Source organism: Massilia aerilata (assembly GCF_042656905.1).
GTDB classification, from domain to species: Bacteria; Pseudomonadota; Gammaproteobacteria; order Burkholderiales; family Burkholderiaceae_D; genus Telluria; species Telluria aerilata.
The window spans coordinates 23,732-39,833 of sequence record NZ_JBHSMZ010000016.1; the positions used below are offsets into that span (position 1 = coordinate 23,732).

At 63.7% G+C, this 16,102-nt stretch carries 23 protein-coding genes; 5 read left to right on the forward strand and 18 right to left on the reverse strand.

The features are described 5' to 3' along the window. Positions 1-50 precede the first annotated feature (50 nt). From ACFPO9_RS19590 to ACFPO9_RS19675, 18 genes are all read right to left on the reverse strand, one after another. Entirely contained in the window at positions 51-1,043 is a 993-nt protein-coding gene (locus tag ACFPO9_RS19590; protein WP_379773772.1) for a N4-gp56 family major capsid protein, read from the reverse strand. Positions 1,044-1,055: 12 nt separating this feature from the next. Beyond that, on the reverse strand, positions 1,056-1,895 hold the full coding sequence (locus ACFPO9_RS19595) for a hypothetical protein (protein ID WP_379773774.1): 840 nt from the start codon (positions 1,893-1,895) through the stop codon (positions 1,056-1,058). 41 nt (positions 1,896-1,936) lie between these two features. Continuing rightward, positions 1,937-2,179 carry a hypothetical protein gene (locus ACFPO9_RS19600; protein WP_379773776.1) on the reverse strand — a complete coding sequence of 81 codons (243 nt, stop codon included), beginning with the start codon at positions 2,177-2,179 and terminating at the stop codon, positions 1,937-1,939. Then, a complete protein-coding gene (locus ACFPO9_RS19605) occupies positions 2,176-2,379 on the reverse strand; it encodes a hypothetical protein (protein ID WP_379773779.1) in 204 nt (67 codons plus the stop codon). The genes ACFPO9_RS19600 and ACFPO9_RS19605 overlap by 4 nt, the downstream gene beginning before the upstream one ends. Before the next feature lie 17 nt (positions 2,380-2,396). Beyond that, on the reverse strand, positions 2,397-4,550 hold the full coding sequence (locus ACFPO9_RS19610; protein ID WP_379773782.1) for a portal protein: 2,154 nt from the start codon (positions 4,548-4,550) through the stop codon (positions 2,397-2,399). Continuing rightward, positions 4,550-6,010, reverse strand: coding sequence for a phage terminase large subunit family protein (locus ACFPO9_RS19615; protein ID WP_379773784.1), 1,461 nt, complete (start codon positions 6,008-6,010; stop codon positions 4,550-4,552). Before ACFPO9_RS19615 ends, ACFPO9_RS19610 begins: the two co-directional genes overlap by 1 nt. Continuing rightward, the gene (locus ACFPO9_RS19620) at positions 5,994-6,485 is read right to left on the reverse strand and encodes a DUF2280 domain-containing protein (RefSeq protein ID WP_379773787.1); all 492 of its coding nucleotides are present in this window, start codon (positions 6,483-6,485) and stop codon (positions 5,994-5,996) included. Before ACFPO9_RS19620 ends, ACFPO9_RS19615 begins: the two co-directional genes overlap by 17 nt. A 34-nt stretch (positions 6,486-6,519) precedes the next feature. Further along, positions 6,520-7,152, reverse strand: coding sequence for a putative metallopeptidase (locus tag ACFPO9_RS19625; RefSeq protein ID WP_379773789.1), 633 nt, complete (start codon positions 7,150-7,152; stop codon positions 6,520-6,522). 234 nt (positions 7,153-7,386) lie between these two features. Further along, entirely contained in the window at positions 7,387-7,815 is a 429-nt protein-coding gene (locus ACFPO9_RS19630) for a hypothetical protein (RefSeq protein WP_379773792.1), read from the reverse strand. A gap of 120 nt (positions 7,816-7,935) precedes the next feature. Beyond that, complete coding sequence (locus ACFPO9_RS19635) at positions 7,936-8,811, reverse strand: DUF2829 domain-containing protein (RefSeq protein ID WP_379773795.1); 876 nt, start codon at positions 8,809-8,811, stop codon at positions 7,936-7,938. Positions 8,812-8,825: 14 nt separating this feature from the next. Further along, on the reverse strand, positions 8,826-9,098 hold the full coding sequence (locus tag ACFPO9_RS19640; RefSeq protein ID WP_379773797.1) for an Acb2/Tad1 domain-containing protein: 273 nt from the start codon (positions 9,096-9,098) through the stop codon (positions 8,826-8,828). Positions 9,099-9,210: 112 nt separating this feature from the next. Next, positions 9,211-10,266, reverse strand: a complete 1,056-nt coding sequence (locus tag ACFPO9_RS19645; protein ID WP_379773799.1) for a tyrosine-type recombinase/integrase — start codon at positions 10,264-10,266, stop codon at positions 9,211-9,213. Then, on the reverse strand, positions 10,263-11,642 hold the full coding sequence (locus tag ACFPO9_RS19650; protein WP_379773801.1) for a replicative DNA helicase: 1,380 nt from the start codon (positions 11,640-11,642) through the stop codon (positions 10,263-10,265). Before ACFPO9_RS19650 ends, ACFPO9_RS19645 begins: the two co-directional genes overlap by 4 nt. Next, positions 11,639-12,700, reverse strand: coding sequence for a replication protein (locus ACFPO9_RS19655; protein ID WP_379773804.1), 1,062 nt, complete (start codon positions 12,698-12,700; stop codon positions 11,639-11,641). The genes ACFPO9_RS19650 and ACFPO9_RS19655 overlap by 4 nt, the downstream gene beginning before the upstream one ends. Continuing rightward, the gene (locus tag ACFPO9_RS19660) at positions 12,697-13,101 is read right to left on the reverse strand and encodes a hypothetical protein (RefSeq protein ID WP_379773806.1); all 405 of its coding nucleotides are present in this window, start codon (positions 13,099-13,101) and stop codon (positions 12,697-12,699) included. The genes ACFPO9_RS19655 and ACFPO9_RS19660 overlap by 4 nt, the downstream gene beginning before the upstream one ends. Before the next feature lie 3 nt (positions 13,102-13,104). Further along, a complete protein-coding gene (locus ACFPO9_RS19665; protein ID WP_379773808.1) occupies positions 13,105-13,284 on the reverse strand; it encodes a hypothetical protein in 180 nt (59 codons plus the stop codon). Between the two features lie 11 nt (positions 13,285-13,295). Further along, positions 13,296-13,550, reverse strand: coding sequence for a hypothetical protein (locus tag ACFPO9_RS19670; RefSeq protein WP_379773810.1), 255 nt, complete (start codon positions 13,548-13,550; stop codon positions 13,296-13,298). Between the two features lie 104 nt (positions 13,551-13,654). Then, positions 13,655-13,903, reverse strand: coding sequence for a transcriptional regulator (locus tag ACFPO9_RS19675; RefSeq protein WP_379773813.1), 249 nt, complete (start codon positions 13,901-13,903; stop codon positions 13,655-13,657). On the opposite strand from ACFPO9_RS19675, the gene ACFPO9_RS19680 reads away from it, so the two are divergent. From ACFPO9_RS19680 to ACFPO9_RS19700, 5 genes are all read left to right on the forward strand, one after another. Then, on the forward strand, positions 13,896-14,729 hold the full coding sequence (locus tag ACFPO9_RS19680) for a S24 family peptidase (protein WP_379773815.1): 834 nt from the start codon (positions 13,896-13,898) through the stop codon (positions 14,727-14,729). The two genes, ACFPO9_RS19675 and ACFPO9_RS19680, sit on opposite strands and share 8 nt — an antisense overlap. Next, positions 14,726-15,190, forward strand: a complete 465-nt coding sequence (locus tag ACFPO9_RS19685) for a hypothetical protein (RefSeq protein ID WP_379773818.1) — start codon at positions 14,726-14,728, stop codon at positions 15,188-15,190. The genes ACFPO9_RS19680 and ACFPO9_RS19685 overlap by 4 nt, the downstream gene beginning before the upstream one ends. Before the next feature lie 253 nt (positions 15,191-15,443). Continuing rightward, positions 15,444-15,629: a hypothetical protein gene (locus tag ACFPO9_RS19690; RefSeq protein WP_379773821.1), complete on the forward strand. Its 186-nt coding sequence runs from the start codon at positions 15,444-15,446 to the stop codon at positions 15,627-15,629. After that, entirely contained in the window at positions 15,626-15,901 is a 276-nt protein-coding gene (locus tag ACFPO9_RS19695; RefSeq protein WP_379773824.1) for a hypothetical protein, read from the forward strand. The genes ACFPO9_RS19690 and ACFPO9_RS19695 overlap by 4 nt, the downstream gene beginning before the upstream one ends. Beyond that, complete coding sequence (locus tag ACFPO9_RS19700) at positions 15,895-16,101, forward strand: hypothetical protein (protein ID WP_379773827.1); 207 nt, start codon at positions 15,895-15,897, stop codon at positions 16,099-16,101. Before ACFPO9_RS19695 ends, ACFPO9_RS19700 begins: the two co-directional genes overlap by 7 nt. Position 16,102 lies beyond the last annotated feature (1 nt).

The window sequence follows — 16,102 nt, forward strand, 5'->3', positions numbered from 1 at the left end:
CGGTTTATGGCCGAGCCTTCGTTACTGCGGGCGATGTCAGCGCAGCGTGATTACGCGGTGGCCAGCGATTCGATGCGCAGCATCCAGGCTTCGTTCAGGATCTTGGTGGTGGTCATCGCTTTCCAGCCGACCGACGAGCGCTGGTTCAGCGGGTCGGCCGAGCCGCCCGAGCCCAGTTCCTTGACGATGGTCTGCATCGCGGCGCCGGCCAGCGGGCAGACACCGTAGGCGTTGTCTGCGATGATCAGGGTCGCGTAGACGTCGTTCTTGCCGCTGCCCGAGGTCTTGAAGCCGCCCGTTGCGACGGTGGTCACATCCGGGAAGATCTTGCAGTTGGTCGAGGACACGAAACGGATGTTCTTGTACGAACCGATTTCGTCTTCCATCACCGATTCCTTCGAGCCGTAATCCGACACGGCGCGGTAGCCGGTGATCTGCTCGAGGTCGAATTCGACATCCGGGTGCACCAGGGCGATGTAGGCCTTGCGCACCGAGCCGGAGCCGACCTTGTCGGAGCCATCGATGCCTTCCTTGACGAACTTGGCGTTCTGGTTCTTCAGGAAGCGGATGGCCTTGTCCAAGTCGGTGGCGGTGATCTTGTTGATCACGGCGGCACGGGATGCGGCACCCGAGGCATAGGCCACGTTCGTGCCGGCTACCAGGACGTCGCGACGTACCTGGTCGATGGTGATGCCCGACTGGTCACCGAGGACCTCGGTCGCTTCGGTCACGACCGGATCCTGGTTGACCATGTCGACCACATCGGACAGCACGATGAAGTCTCCGTACTGGGCCAGGGTGGCGGTGATGTCGGTCACGGACAGCTGCGAGCCGCCCGGGGTGACGCCTTCGGTCAGCGGAGTCAGTGCCGGGGGCAGCGCCGAGTAGCGGCGGAACTTGATCTGGTTGCCGTTCTTCTTGGCGATCGGGCGTTTCTGGCCGTAGCGGCCATGCACGTCGGCCGGAACGGCGCGGGTCAGCAGATTGCGGTCGTAGAAGGCCTGGGTGCCCGGTGCGACCTGCGAAGTGGTGGTAGTTGCCATGTGAAACTCCTATTAATAGCCTTTGACGCGCTTCACCTCTTTGGCAAAGTCGGCGTCGCTCATGTTTTGGATGCGCTTCACTTCCGCCAGCTGGGCATCTTCGGGGGCGCGCGCCACCGACGACGCACCCGGGCCGGGGACGCTCATCGCGGATTTTTGCTGCTGCCGGGCGGCTTCGGCTGCGAAGCGCTTCCCAACCTGGCGTTCGGTGAACGCCAGCTTTTCCTGCGTGATCACACGAACCACTTCCAGCGGGTCCTGCGCTGCATCGCCCAGCTCCTGCCATGCCTTCGCGATCGACACCTGCAGCTCTTCCGGCATGTCGGTCGAGAAGGCGTCCGGATGGGCCTTTTCGATAGTCGACTGGAAGGCGACGGCGCGATCGGCGGCCTGGTGTTGCGCGGTCGGGTCACTGGCGACGTAGCGGATGGCGTCGGCCAGGTCTGGATTCGCATCCAGGATGGCCGGCTTGTTCGCATCGCGGTCGCGCTGCTCCTGGGCGCGGCGCAGCGCCGCGGCTTCCTGGGCTGCCCGGGTATAGGCGGCCTGGTTGTCGCGGGCGATCTTCTCGGCGCGCTCGGCGCGGGCCATGGCCTCGGCGAGCGGATCAGCCGGTTTGGTCTGCTCTGCGCCAGGTGCGGCGCCAGCCGGCGGATCGGCGGGCGTGTCGGCCGGCGCCGACTCGGCCGCAGATGCTGCTGCCGGCGCCGGTGCTGCCTGCGCCGGCGCCGCCGGGACGAAACGGCCATCATCGCCGCGCGCGGTAGTGGCCGGGGTGGCCGCCGCGTCAAGCGCTGCTGCTGCTTCGTCGTACTGGCGTTGGTACTCTGCTGGATCGAGGTTGTGTGACATGTTTGCTCCGTATGGGGCGCGTGCGCGCTAATCCACGTTTTTCAAAGTGCCGAGCCCTCGTCGGGTAGTTCGGCGGCGAGAATGCCGGCCCGCTCAGCTTCGAGCGCCTCCGGCAAATCCATCAGGTCGCGCAGGGCCTTTATGCGACCGCGCGTTTCCTCGTTGTTCTGGGTAATCAGGCGCTCGGTGTCGTCGGCAACCCGGGCCTGAAGCTCTGCCAATAAAAAAGGCCACCCGGGTCGGATGGCCTGCAATGCGGCGTCGATCTCTTCAATTCGTGTCATGGTCTGGTCGGCGGTTCGGCGAAAGCGCGCGCTTGCGCGTGCTGCGTGGCCAGGATGTTGTTGATAGTCCGGTATTCCGCAGCGCTGGCCACGCCACGCAGCAGTGCCGCACTGGTTTCCTGCTCAAGCACATCGATGCGCGCAAGGATCGTGGCCCGAGCCACGAGCGGGGCCACGATTGCAACGTTGATCCGGTCCATCAGTTCACTTTCTGCCGTTACTGCGGCTGGTCGGGCATTGCCATGGGTTCGGCTTCGGGCGGCATGGCCGGCTCGGGTGGATGCATAGGCGCCTCCTCTGGCGGCATGACAATCATGTCCGGCTGCGCATCAGGCATGGCCATGGGCGCCGCGGCGTCCACCTGGTCGTGGTCGAACGGCGCCGGCTGGGTCAGCACCTGCATCAGGGTCTGCTGCACCAGGGCGACGATCTGCTCGGGCGACATGCCGGACCCGACCACCTGCAGGCGCTTCGTCTCTGCCTCATAGGCCTTGACCTCCAGCTCGCCATCCTTGTTGCCGGCCGCGGCCTCCAGCTGCTTCACCTCGGCATGCGCGTTGTTCAGCGCCTCGCCCATCTGCTTGATCTGCTCCTGCAGCGCCTGCATTTTCTGCTTCACCTGCGGCGGGATGTCCAAGCCATCCTCGTCCTTCAGGATCGGGCTCTCGCGGCCGATTTCCATCACGTCCCAGGTCTGCTCGAGCAGCTCGCGCGCATCGACCATGGGCGCTGTGTTCGGATTCGACAGAGCGAAGTCGGCGAAGGCGCGGATCTTGTTGGTCAGGATTTCCTTCTGCATGAACGAGGCCGTTCCAGTGGCGTGCCATTCCATGAAGGATGTCTTTCCGAAGTCCTTGATCTGCTGCCACTTCTGGGCGATGTCGTCGCCGTGAATCTTGCGCACGGTTTCGACTTCCAGGTACTTAAGGTTCCACTCGACGGTGCGCTCGACGATTTCCTCGATCCACTGCTCGTCGATGTTCTGGATCACTTCCTTGATCGGCAGCGAGCTGGCCGACATGATCATGCTGATGCCGGTCGCAGTCTTGTTCAGGTGGCTGCTATCGTCGCCCTGGGTGTACTTCGTGATGCCGGTGTCGTCGTCGCTGAACTGCTCGCTCATCGCGATCATGTCGCGCCAGCCGTCGGTGATGTCCGGCTCCAGGTGGTGAATGATGGCGGTCTGGCGCTCTTCCGGCGTCAGGTTCGGCTTCATCTGGTAGACCTTGCCCGGGTGCTTGCGGAAATCCTCGCCCGGCAGGAACTTGGAGCGGTCTACGCTCGAAGTGCCGAGCAGGGCCATGCCCTTCCCCTCCATCACCAGGCGGAAGGCCGCGTTGACCACCTTCTGGTGCGGCGCATTGTTCTCGGCCACGCCAACGCCCCACATCTCGTGCTCGACCGCCTCGTAGACGGCGCGCATGCCGGGGTTCTTCCCACTGTAGGGGGACTCATCCACCTTGACGACCACGCCACCGGCCATGATCACGACCGCGTCGACCATTTCGCCGGAATCGCCAGCCACCGAGGGCTCGCCATCCTCGGCGGGCGCCGCAGCCGGCATAGCGGATTTGGGCACCTTGCCGAAGAAGCGCGCCACCTTGATGCGGCTATTCTTGTGCCAGTAGTCGACGTTCGCCCGCAGCTGCCCGGCCTGGTCGCTGCCGCCCGATGTGCCGTTGTCGCCTGGCGCCTGCAGGGCAAGGTCGATGTTCGTGTAGCGCTTGTCCGCCTTCCAAGCCGCCACGGTGTGCGGCGACTCCATCGTGGCCCAGAACACGCCCAGGCCGGCGCCCAGGTCGCGCGCCTCCGGATCCGGGATCACGTCGAGCGTGTTGGCCAGTTCGAAGTAGGGAAAGTCGAACTCGTACTTATCCTCCACCAGCTGCGTGACGCCCAGGCCATTGTCGGCGCGTGTCTCGATCAGCGTCTCGGTGCGCACGAACGGGCCGAACATAAAGCCGGTGCCGTACGTGGCCAGCGTGTTGACGCCAGTCTTGAGCAGGCGCTTCAGGCCCATCCGCTCGAACTGCTCGGTCAGGATGTCCTCGACGGCGTCGGCAAAGGGCGCCAGTTGCTCGTTTGTCGGGCTGGTGTCGAAGGGCAGCTTGCCCGAGCCGAACAGTGCGTCGTTGATCTTGGCACGAGCAGCGCGGACCTTGTTGCGGGTCGAACCGATGAACAGGCCGGCCGCTTTCTTCGCACGGGCTGCGCCGGTGCCGCTGGTGTCGTCCGCGCGCGGGATGCGCATCACGTCCTGGTAGCACTCCAGCATCTTGAGTTCTTGCGGCTTGCGTGCCTGCTCCCAGCCGGTCAGGCGGGTGTGCAGCAGGTTGGCCAAGCCGGCGTGTTGTTGGAGTTGTTCGCTCATCAGAAATAAAGTCCGTCGTCGTCAGGTTGTGCCAGGTGCAGCGGCGCGACGTTCTCGGTGTCTCGTTTCGACACCGCATAGCGGCGCATCATGTAGGCGTAGCGGGTCGCGCTCATCAAGTCGTCGCGAATCTTGACGATCTTGCCCTTGTCGTCCCGGTGGTACTGCAGGAATTCCTCGAACCAGTCGCGCAGGCCTTCGAACACCTTGAATTTCCCGGCCAGCATCAGGTCGCGGATCTCCATCAGGCCCACCTCGACGCCATTGCCGCCGTCTGGCCAGGTGGCATGTTCGGCCAGCAGCGTAAAGCCGGCCTCGATGTAGTACTTCTTCAATTCGATCGCGCTGCCCTTTTCGGTTTGCAGGCCATCGTGCGGCCAGGCGGTAGGCACGCCTGCCGCCCACACCTTCACCGCGCCCCAGGCTTCGATCGGCTTGGCCAGGCTCTTCTTCCAAGCGCGCGTGACGTAGATCACGTCGTTGTCGCGGTCCCACGCCAGCTGCACGTGCGCCTGCGGGTGGTCCCAGCCGAAATCCATGCCGTTGATGAGCGCCCAGTGGCGCGGGATCTCGAAGGCCTTGCAGGTGATGGCGTCTTCCGCCAGGTCGTAAATTCGTCCGTGTCCCAGCATTGGAACCCCTTTCGTTCGCATGGCGCGCTGGTGCGCCGGGTAGCTGGCAAGCAGCCCTTCCTTCACCGTCTGGCTCAGGTGCGGCGCATCGTCCCAGCCTTTCTGCATGTATTTCTGGACCGGCGACGGGCTGTCCATGAACTGGATCACCAAGTCGGTGCGGCCGTTCTCGGGGGTAAAGGTCAGGATGCCGCGGCCGCCACGCCCCTTGTCGCCTGTCGCGGTTCGCGTCAGCACCTGCGGGAAGATGGCGGCGTCGCGCGGCTCCTCATCGATGTGGAACCAGTCGACGCTGTCGCCCATCAGCGCGTGCTGACCTTGCGAATACGACCAGAACTGGATCGCTGCATCGCCGCCCTGCACGTCGCCGCCGCCGATCTGCCGGATGTACACCGTGCGTAAGGCATTCGGCGTACCGGCCATCGACTCGTAGTCCTTGATGTGCTCCGGCGGGATCAGTCCGCCCTTGAACGCGGTGCCGTCTTTCTTGCCGACGATCGGCTCCTGCAGCAGGTCGCGGCACTTCTCGCCCGAGTAGCCCAGGCACCAGATCAGCGGCGCGTGCTCGAAGCAGTGTCCCTCCCAGCCGGCCGGGTAATCGCCCAGGGCGTGGACGGCATCTATATAGGTGCCGGTATAGGTCTTACCGATGCGGTTCGCCGCGATCAGACAGACCTGGGAGTAAGTGGCCGTGTTCGCGTTGAACTCGCGTTGCCAATCGTACAATTTGGCGTGCAGCGTGCGGTAGCGGTAGGTGAAGGCGCGGCGGTTTCGTTCCTCCAGCAGGGCGAGCAGCCTTTCCTTCTCGGCCCTATTGGTGGCCGTCATGGCTCATCGCCGCCGAGGCCTTCGCAATCTCGGCGTCCAGCTCGGCGTCCGACAGGCGCGCCACACGGTGTTCCAGCGGGCCACCGTTCTTCCCGGTCAGCTCGTGGCGGTTCGTGAAGGCGCCGCCGACCTCTTTCGACGCCTGCTCCAGCAGCTGCGCGGCGAGTCCGACGTTCTTCACCGACTCGGCCCGCGTGAACATGCGGTTCAGCGCGCGCAGGCGGAAGGTCTGATTCGCGATCGGGATGTCGCTGATGTTGTTGAGGAATTTCTTCCGGGTCTCCTCGAACAGGTCGCGCCACTTCTGGCTTAGTGCCTTGCCGACCTTCTTCGTCGGGTCGTACACGGCCACCTGCTGCCGCTCGATCACCAGGCCGAATTCTTCTTTTACGGCCTCGGCCACCTGCGACGGGGTGTCGTAGCATGCGAGCGCTTGCACGATGAAGCGCTTCACGTCATCGTTCAGCGTTGCCACGGTGGATAACTCCTGTAAATGGTGGGTAAAGGGATCAAGCCAGTTTCAACAGGCAGGTTCCGCAGGCCCGGGCGATGTCTAATTTCGCAACCTCGGGACCGCGCTTCACGGCGTCGACCAGGTACTGCACGTCCTTCGACGGACCGTAGCGGCGCACCACGCCGACGAACTCTTCGACGTCGTGGCCACGGATCGCCAGCTTGGGCGAACCGCTCCGGGTGAACGCTGGGGCGCCGAATGCGTCGCGCTCCTGGCCAATGTGATACAGCTCGTGCTCCACCAGCGCGCAGAATTCCAGATCGGAGCACTGCGCGCTGTAGGCCGCGTCGAGGGTGATCAGGAAGTCCGGCACGGCGCCGAACCAGTCGCGCATCTGCTGTTCCTGCCGCCCCTTTTGCCAGGCGCTGGCCCGGAACGTAACCTGCTCGCATTGGCCGAGGACTGTGCGACCCTGCCTGGTGAAGCCGGCCGACGCCCAGAGCACTTCGAAGTGCGCCGCTTCCACGTGCGCATGCTCTTCGTTGAAGAGGCGCGAGTGTTCGGCCAGGAACGTTTCGTTGATCCAGTCGCGGACATCTGGCGCCGGCACGAAGCTGAGCCTTGGAGATTCCAGCATCGCCAGCGGCGGCGCCGGGCGGCGCGGAACCGTACCCTTCTTCGTCGCCATGACAACCTCGCCAACCCGTGAATAAAAAAGCCGCCGGCGCATCGTTGCGCGGGCGGCGGAACCCTGACCGGGATCAGGGAGGAGACAATCAAGCCGGTTACAGCGTCCGGCGACGTGGCGCGCCTGGGTAGCGCTCGCCTGGTCAGGCCCACAGTGGCCCGTAAACGACAAAACCCGCCAGAGCGGCGGGTTTTACTTTTCTCCGGACGTGCAAAACCGCCCAGTGACCGAACTCTACAAGAAATAAAGCCGGGTTGCAACGTTCTTGCGCAGCTTCTGCTCTAGCTCGTCGCGCGCGGCGGCCAGTGTGGCGCCAAAATCCGCATTTGGGAAACGCCAGGCGGTGGCGATCCCCTGGCTCTTGTAGATGGCCCAGCGATGCAGCATCACCAGGCTATCGACCATCGCGCCGACCGCCTCGCCCATCTTGATGTCCGCAGCGCGCTGCGCATCGTGCACATTCACTTCCGGCTCTGCATCACTCGCCAACTTCATGCCGCCGGCGCCCAGGTCGCGGTCATCGGTGCGCATGTAATCGAGCCAGCACGCCATCAGCTGCGCGTATGGGTCGGGCCGGTTGAATGCCGGCTGCGCGACTTCGTCGCGGCGGACGCGGCGAACGGTCGGTGCGTTGAAGGTGCCGAGGGTTGCGGTGGCAGACATAGCGATCTCCTGTTGAGCCAGGGATCAATTTTAGAGCTTGCGAACAAGAAATTTCCGCGAGTCATCGCCAGATTTTGATACTGCCGCCCAGCAGCGTGGCCAGGCGGCTACATCGCCAGGTCAGGTCTCGGCCAGCGAGGTGAAGGCTTCGATCCGCTCGCCCAGCACGCGCGAGTAATCCGCCATCGCCGCATGCTGAGCATGCAGCCGACCCTGCTCGCTGTCGTCCAGCTGGGCGAACGTGGTCGTCTCGAAGAATGCTGTGAGTTTCTCCTTGCGTTCGTCCAGGTCGCGCTTCTCGTCGATGACGCGCTTCTGATGAGCTGGCAGGCCCTGCAATGCTGGAGCAGTAAAAGCCCTTGCCGGCTCACGCACGATGTCCGCTGGTTTCGGCAGGCGCTGCTGCTCGGCAGGCGAAAGATCCGGCAGCGGTGCTGGCCCGGTTGCCTTCGTGCCGTCGGCATAGACCTTGGTTTCGACGGCGCCGACGATCTGCCAGTCTTCGGCCAGCATGTCGGTCTGCGATGCGAGCCAGCCCATCAGGATCCGGTTATCGGCCGTCTTCATGAGGATGCAGGGCAGGACTTCGGCACCGCCGCCGTTCTCGGTGCGCGCCCATTCGCTGGCGTTCTTCGACCAGAAGTTCTCGAAGGCGATGTTGCGCGGGTTGGTTGTGCTGCCGGACAGCGAGATCCACATGCCGTTGCCATTCCAGCCAGCGCGGGCGACCTTGGCGCCACGCTTCATGGCTTCGAGGGCCAGGCCGAACGTCATGGCGTCGCAAGGGCGGTAAGCGTTGTCGAATGCCGCCTTCGGGGTCCAGCTGACGTAGCCTTCGTGGCCTGGCACGTTCGGCTTGCCGTCCGGCTCGTATTCGACCAGGTAGCCCTCGTCCGCGCCGTTCTCGTTCGCCGGCAGCTGCCAACCACGGAAGGCGATGTAAGCCGCCCGGATCATGGGCTCAGCGGTGATGATCTTTGTTCCAATGAATCGCATGTTGTCCCCAATCGTCAGAACGTGGTCGGCTGCGCGATGCCGCGGATCACGGCCATGAAGCCGCGCTGCAGGTCGGTGGCGCCGATGCTGATCCAGCGCTGGTCCAGCGTGCGCGGCGCCTCGCCGGTGGTCGGTGGCGTCTTTGCAATTTCGGCGTCACGGGCGCGGAGCTTGGCGATGTAGGCGCCGCACTGCTCGGCCAAAGCCTTGCCCTCGTTCATGAGCGCGACTTCCTCTTCGCTCAACTGGCGGTAGCCGGTGATCTTCGGCTGGGTGAAGGTTTCCATGGTGTTGCCCTTTCAGTTGGTGCTGCGGTTGATGCGCTCTCGCGCCGGTTGGTCGCCGGGCAGCCGGTTTAGCGAATACCCGATGACTGTTGATAATCTGAAACCCTTGGATTTACGGGCTTTCTGCCAGTTCGCGCGCCACTTTCGCGCCACCGAAACCCACTTTTTGGCCGATCACGTCAGCTGCACGCGCAGCGGTGTCGAGGTTTTTCTCGAGGTAGCCCATCGTGGTCGCATGGCTCTTGTGACGCATCACGCGCTGGATCGTCTGGATCGGGACACCGGCCTCGGATAGCAGCGTGGCGAACGTTCCGCGCAGGCGGTGCGGGGTGATGCCCTTGACCGAGCACTCCTTGTTCGCACGGCGCATGGCCTGGCGCGCGAACCCGGGCGCGAAGGCCTGGCCGCTCGGCTTGGCTACGATCAGGCCTTCCACCTGGCGCATCGGGTCGAGGTGTTCGCGCAGCCATGCCGGCATCGGGATCGGTTCGGCCTCGCGCCCCTTCGTGATCCCGGGCGTGTAGGTCGAGCGTTCCCAGTCCATCCATTCCCAGCGCGCCGACGCCGCCTCGCTCTCGCGCAGGCCCAGGCCGAACATCAGGCGCACCGCCGTGCCGACGCTGGGCGCGCGCTTCGTGGCCTCGTCGACGGCGTCGAACCAGGTCCTGGCCACGTCGACCGGCAGGAACGGGCGCGGCTTCTTCTGCACCTTCAGCATCTTCACGCGCCAGGGCGAGGTCGCCAGGATCTCGCGCTTGACGGCCCACATGGTCAGCAGCTTCAGGATCCGGAGCCAATGGTTCGCGGTCGACGGCGCGTGCGTCTTCAGGTGCTCGCCACGCGCCAGCTCGACGTCCTTCGTCGTGATCTCGCCGATCGGCTTCGCGCCCAGGTCGTACATGTGCAGGCGCCGGAAGGTCTCAACGCTGCGGATGTGCGCCTCGCTCGCCACCGGCCTGTGAACAACTACCCACATGCCGGCCAGCTCGTCCAGGGTCGGCACCGGCTCCCCGCCGTTCGCGCGCACGACCGCGGCGTCATATTCACGCTTGGCCATCTCCTCGGCCTTCGTCTTGCTGGTCACGCGGGTGCTGCGCTGCACGCGCTCCTTGCCGACCTGGAATCGGAAGTGCCAGATCCGGCCCTTCTTGAAGAGGTTCGCACTCATCCGTCGAACCTCCCCGCGCTGCGCCCCTTCGCCGACGTCGCCGGCGGCGCGCCGGACCAGTCCGCGAAGCTGCAGGTGGCGCCGTCGAAGCGCAGCAACACGTCGCCCAGCGGGCCGCCGCGGTGCTTGCGCACCAGCACCTCGGCAAAGCCGCGCAGCTCCGGGTTCTCCGGGTCGTACATTTCGGGGCGGTGCACCAGCATCACGATGTCGGCGTCCTGCTCGATCTCGCCCGAGTCGCGCAGGTCGGACAGCACCGGGCGTTTGTCCGGCCGCTCCTCGACCTTCCGGTTCAGCTGGGCTAAGGCCACCACGGCCACTCCAAGTTCCTTGGCCAGCGCCTTCAGGCCGCGCGAATACGAACCGATCTGCTCGTGCCGCTTCTCGCCCTCGCCGCCGGTCATGAGGCCCAGGTAGTCGACGATGATCATGTGCAGGCCGTGCTTGCGCTTCCAGGCCTTGGCCTTCATGCGCAGCTCGAGCAGCGAGATTGCCGGGGTGTCATCGATCGCGAAGCGCAGCACGTCCAGCTTGATGCAGCCGGTGGTGACGCCAGCCCAGGCGGCTTCGTCCTCGGGCGGGATCTGCCCCATGACCTTGGCCAGCGACACCTGGCCGCGGTTCGCCAGCGCGCGGCCGGCGATTTCCTGGCTCTCCATCTCCATGCTGAAGTTGAGCACGCTGTGGTCAGCGGCGACGTTCAGGCCGAAGTCACTGGTCAGGGCCGTCTTGCCCATCGAGGGGCGGCCGGCCACGACGATCAGGTTGCCGGGCCGCGCACCGCCGTTCAGCAGCCGGTCCAGGCCGGGGATGCCGAACGGGATGACGTTCACCAGCCCCTCGGCGCGCTTGCTGACGCCGTCGATGAAGTCGACCAGGATGTCGCGGATCATCTTCGGCTCGTTGCGAACCCGGCGCTCGGCCAGCGAGGTGACCATCGTCTGCATTGCGTCCAGCACCTGGTCGGCGCTCTTGCCCTTCGGGTTCGCGGCCAGGCCAGCGATCGAGTCGGCCACGTGCATGGTGGCGCGCAGCAGCGCACGGTCGACCACGATGCCCGCGTAGTGGTCGATGGCGGCCGCGCTCGGCACGGTCTGCGCCAGCTGGTTGAGGTATTCGCCGATGCCGTCGACCACGGCGCCGCCGCGGCCCTCCAGCGCCGCCCAGACGGTCATCACGTCGGCCGGCTCGCCACGCCCGATCATGCGCACGATTTCCGCGAACACGATGCGGTGGTCCTCGCGGTAGAAGTGCTTCGCCTGCAGGTCGCCGATCCGGTCGAAGCTGTCGTTGAAGCGCAGCAGCGCGCCAAGGACGGCCTGCTCGGCCTGAATCGAGTGTGGTGCGACACTGTCCGCACCGTGCTGTTTCGTCATGGTTTCCTCGTGAATTTGCCGCCAATCGCGTCGGCGTAGCCTTGGCGGCCGATGAGGCGGTCGAAGCCGATCATCGGCGGCAGGTCGTTGTCGTCGCGCAGCCAGGTGAAGTAGCGCCGCGCCAGGTCGGGCTTGTTGGAGAAGGTCAGGAACTCGGTGACCAGTGCCTCGCGCGCCGGGACGAAGATCGAAAGCGAGATCTCGCCCAACTGCTGGCCCAGCACCTCGTTGAAGATGTCGATCACCTCATGCACCGGCGCCGAGTACTCGACCGCGATGACGTCCGCCCAGCCCTGGGCGTTCAGCCAGGTGGCCGGGTACGGGATGAACTTCGGATCAAGCCAGGTGCCGGATACCTGGCGCTTCTCCAGGGCAGCCAGCATTTCGGCCAGCAGGGCCTCATCGGGGCGAATTTTGGCGAACGCCTTCTCGGCGGCGCCGCGCGACTTCTTCAGCGGATAAGCGGCGTAGAAGCGCTCGAAGCGGTCCTGCAGGTCGGCAGCGATTCCCGTCCTGGCCCGGCCTTTTTGGCCTGCTGGGGTCTCGGCGACCTGGTCGCGGTCCGCTTGCGGAGCGCAAGATGTTTTCTTTTGGTGGTTTTCTTTTGGAAGGGTTTCTTTTGTGTGTCCAGATTCTGGACTATCGACCTGTCCAGATTCTGGACTATCAGCGTCCACATTCTGGACATGTCCGGATTTTGGACTACCCTGTCCGGATTCTGGACTATCTGTCATGCTGCGGAGCTGCGCTTTCGAGAACCAGCGGCGATGATCTTTCTGGATGCCGATGATCATGCCGAACCGGCCCGGGCGCTTGTTGATCACATTGCGCGCCGCCAGCGCATTGAGTGCAGACGTCACGTGTTGGCGGGCCACGCCGCACATCGCGCCGATCTGCGCGGCCGACATGTCGTCTTCCTTCTTGCCGTAGCCGTAGGTCTTCCGGATCACCGTGAGGATGACGGACTGCTCGTGCAGAGAAAAGCCGCTGCCCAGGATCGTCTCGAGTAGCTCGTTCGCGATCATCGTGAAGCCGTTCTCGGTTTGCGGCGTGGTCATGCGGCCGCCTGGCGCGCCGGGCCGAACAGCGCTGCGACGAGCGGATCGCGACGGTTCACTGCCGTATAGGCGCGTGTCGTCACCTGCTGGGGCGTGCAGATTGGCCCGCGGTCCGGCACCACAGCGCGCGCCTGGTCTTTGCGCTGGAGCTCGTCCAGCTGCTCTTTCGAAGCAGGCCCGGGATGCCACACATGGGCCAGTCCCACGCCGCCGTTGGTCGGCGTCTTGACGTAATGGACACGGCCACTGGTCATCAGGGCCATGAGCCTGACGTGGATGGCGTAATAGCTGAAGCCGAGGTCACGACACAGTTCCTGTATCGTGCTCGGCTTGCGGCGCAGCGCTTCCTCGATCTGGTCAGCCAGTCCTCTGCAGGCCTGTTTGCTCTTGTGGCGCCTCATCGGTCACGTCTCTCCCGCTTCGTCGACAACCTTGCGGAGCTCCTGGCGTGCACGGTACTCGGCCTCGCGCTCAGGCGAACGCGGGGGCGTGGCAATGGCCACCTTGTCGATGGCACGCCAGATTCGCGCCGCCGTGCCGATCTTGTCGTTTTTTGGATTCTTGGGTTGTGCCTGGTCTTGCATGTGTTCCTCGGTCAGCTGCCGCAGTACTGCAGGTGGGATTCGTTTGGCGCGGGCCGGCCCGGGAACGATATGGCCATGTGCTGGCCATGATCTGGCAATTCCCTCTGCTGCTGGGCTCGCTTATGCTTCTGTTCAGCCGTCCAACGCTTCAGAAAGGAACGAATGAGGGGGCTGGTCTTGACGTCCGCTGCGGCACGTTCGGCCTCGTAGTCGACGAACTCGTCGGCGCTCAGCAGGGCTTTGATTTCGATGGTTTTTGCGGCCATGGTGCTTCTCCTTGTGGGTGGTTCTGGATGGGGTGCTTCTTTAGTGCAATGACTCAAGGGCAACTGATTAGGTGCAACTTTTTGGACGGCAAAAAGCCGCAGGGTTACTGCGGCTGGGATTCGGGGTAGGACTGGGCAGCCAACTCGGGCCAGATGCGCTGCCAGTCGTCGGGGAACATCTCGCGCCGCGTGACTAGGCCACCCGTCGCGGTCTCGATCGCCGCACCATAGATAACTGGGATCGGCCTGGTTCCGTCGGCCCAGCGGCTTACGTCTGGGGCATGTGCGCCGATGGCCTTGGCCAACGCCGCCTGGCGGCCGCGCTCTTGAGAGAGGTAAGTTTTGATGTCCATGACCGCAGGATATAGCGATTCGCTAAATAACGTCAATAGCGAATCGCATATTTCAAACTTTAGCGCGATGCTATTTAATGCTCAGATGCAAACAAATGATGAAGTGCGTCGGCAGAACCTCTTGATCGCCATCGAGCGCGCCGGCTCGGCCGCAAAGCTTGCGGAGGCCGCGAAGACATCGCCTGCGTACCTGAGCCAGATCAAGAACCGGACGCCAGACAGTAAATCCGGCACCCCCAAGACCATGGGCGATGACATGGCGCGAAGGATTGAGGCCGCTATCGATGAGCAGCCCGGATGGATGGATGTCCCTCATGATCGTGGAGAGGCCGGTGGTGTTTCGCCAAAGGTTCTTGACCTGGTGCCGGGCGCAAAGCGCGTGCATGGGGCCGACCAGGACGACCCGAGCATGACGCAAATCCGCAGGGTGAAAATCAAGGTGCAGGCCGGCATTACCGGCTTCCAGGTCGAGCCCGAGCACTACGACGGTGAAACCCAAGGCGTGCCCACGAAGTGGATGCTGAAAGAGGGGCTGAGCAAAGACGCGCTGGTATCGACCACGGTGCGCGGCGACAGCATGGAGCCAGCCCTGTACGACGGCGATGTAATCGTGGTGAACACGCGCGACACGCAGTTGGTGTCCGGCGTCGTATATGTGGTGAATTACGAAGGCGAGGCGGTCGTCAAGCGCATACTGCGCGACGCTGGGCAGTGGTGGTTGACTTCAGATAATGCGGATCAGCGGAAGTATCACCGGCAATTATGCAAAGGCGCCGAATGCATTGTGATCGGGCGAGTGGTTAGAAAAGAAAGTACGCACATATGAATATTTTCGAAGGCGCAAGAAGAATCGTAAAAGTTGTCGCGGTTTTTTCGATTGCATGTGTTGCGCTCGTCGTAGGCACCACCAAACCTAATGTTTATGCATCTTATGCGCTTGATGACAATAAAAATGTCAAGCAGGTGTCGAACTGTAACGGTCAGGCATCGTTCTACACACATGTAAAAGGGACACCAAAATGGAATGACGTCCACTTTTGCGGATGGTCAGAAGGGCCGGATGAAATTGAACTGAGCAATGATGAGGTTGTGCGTCTGAACGATGCAATTTCGGCGCGGCGGATGGAACAGATCGGTGAGGCGGTCAGTGGAACGATTGTCGGATTGCTGATGACGTGGGGCATAGTTTGGGCCATTGGCTATATCGTTCGTGGTTTCTTAGGCATCCCTCGAGGCCAGGATTATCGTATCGAGTCGCTAAGCAAGAATACCGAAGTCAACACGTGAGACGAATACTTGCTCTCGCTCTGTTCAATAAGTAGCTCCCCTCCCCATCGCCACAACACAGCCCGCCGCGAGCGGGCTTTTTTTCGCCCTGACGCTGGGCCGGCGCATTCGAGATGTTCGGACTTTCGCGAACGGCGGAAAAATATTTAGCGCATCGCTATAAATAATCCTTGACCGTATTTAGCGAAACGCTATACGATCTCTCCATCACGACGAGCTCAGCACCCGCCGAGCCGCCGAACTGGAGAGCCCGATGTCGATCATCGCCAACATCTCGAAGTACACCTCTGAACAGGCTGACGCCGCGCAGGAGCGCGATGTTGTCGGCTTCCTGCTCCTGCACCGTATTGAATGGACGGACCGCCACCCTGGCCTGATGTTGGTGGCCGTGGGTCTGCTGATCGTCCTGTCCAGCGTCCTCGAAGAGGTGCTGCCATGAGCCGCGCCACCGACTTGGTCGAGCAGCTGTTCCGGGCCGCATTCGACCGGCCGCGCGACCCACGCAGCGCCGAGTACAAGGAAGGCGTGCGCGCCATCCTTGTATACCGGATTAAGGGTGGTCTTACCCGCTGCCCCTACGCGATGGGGACCGCGAGCGCCGACGCCTACTACGCCGGCACCGACGAGGGCCACCGCATCTGGCGCGCACACGAGGAAACCTTGGCGCAGGGCGGCGCGGCAAAGGCCGACGAACCGAGCCAGGTGTGCTGATGGCCGTCGCTAGTCAAATTGCGCGCGTGATTACCTTGATCACCGAAGACGCGACCGCCCAGCACCCGAACGACGTCGAGAAGCGCTCGACCGCGTTCACGCAAATGCTCTGCGGTGCGATGGAAGGCCTCGATCACCCAGAGGCTGCTGCCGCGCTGCGGGCAATGCTCGGCGTGCGCCGGCCTGCCGCGGGAGCCTGAC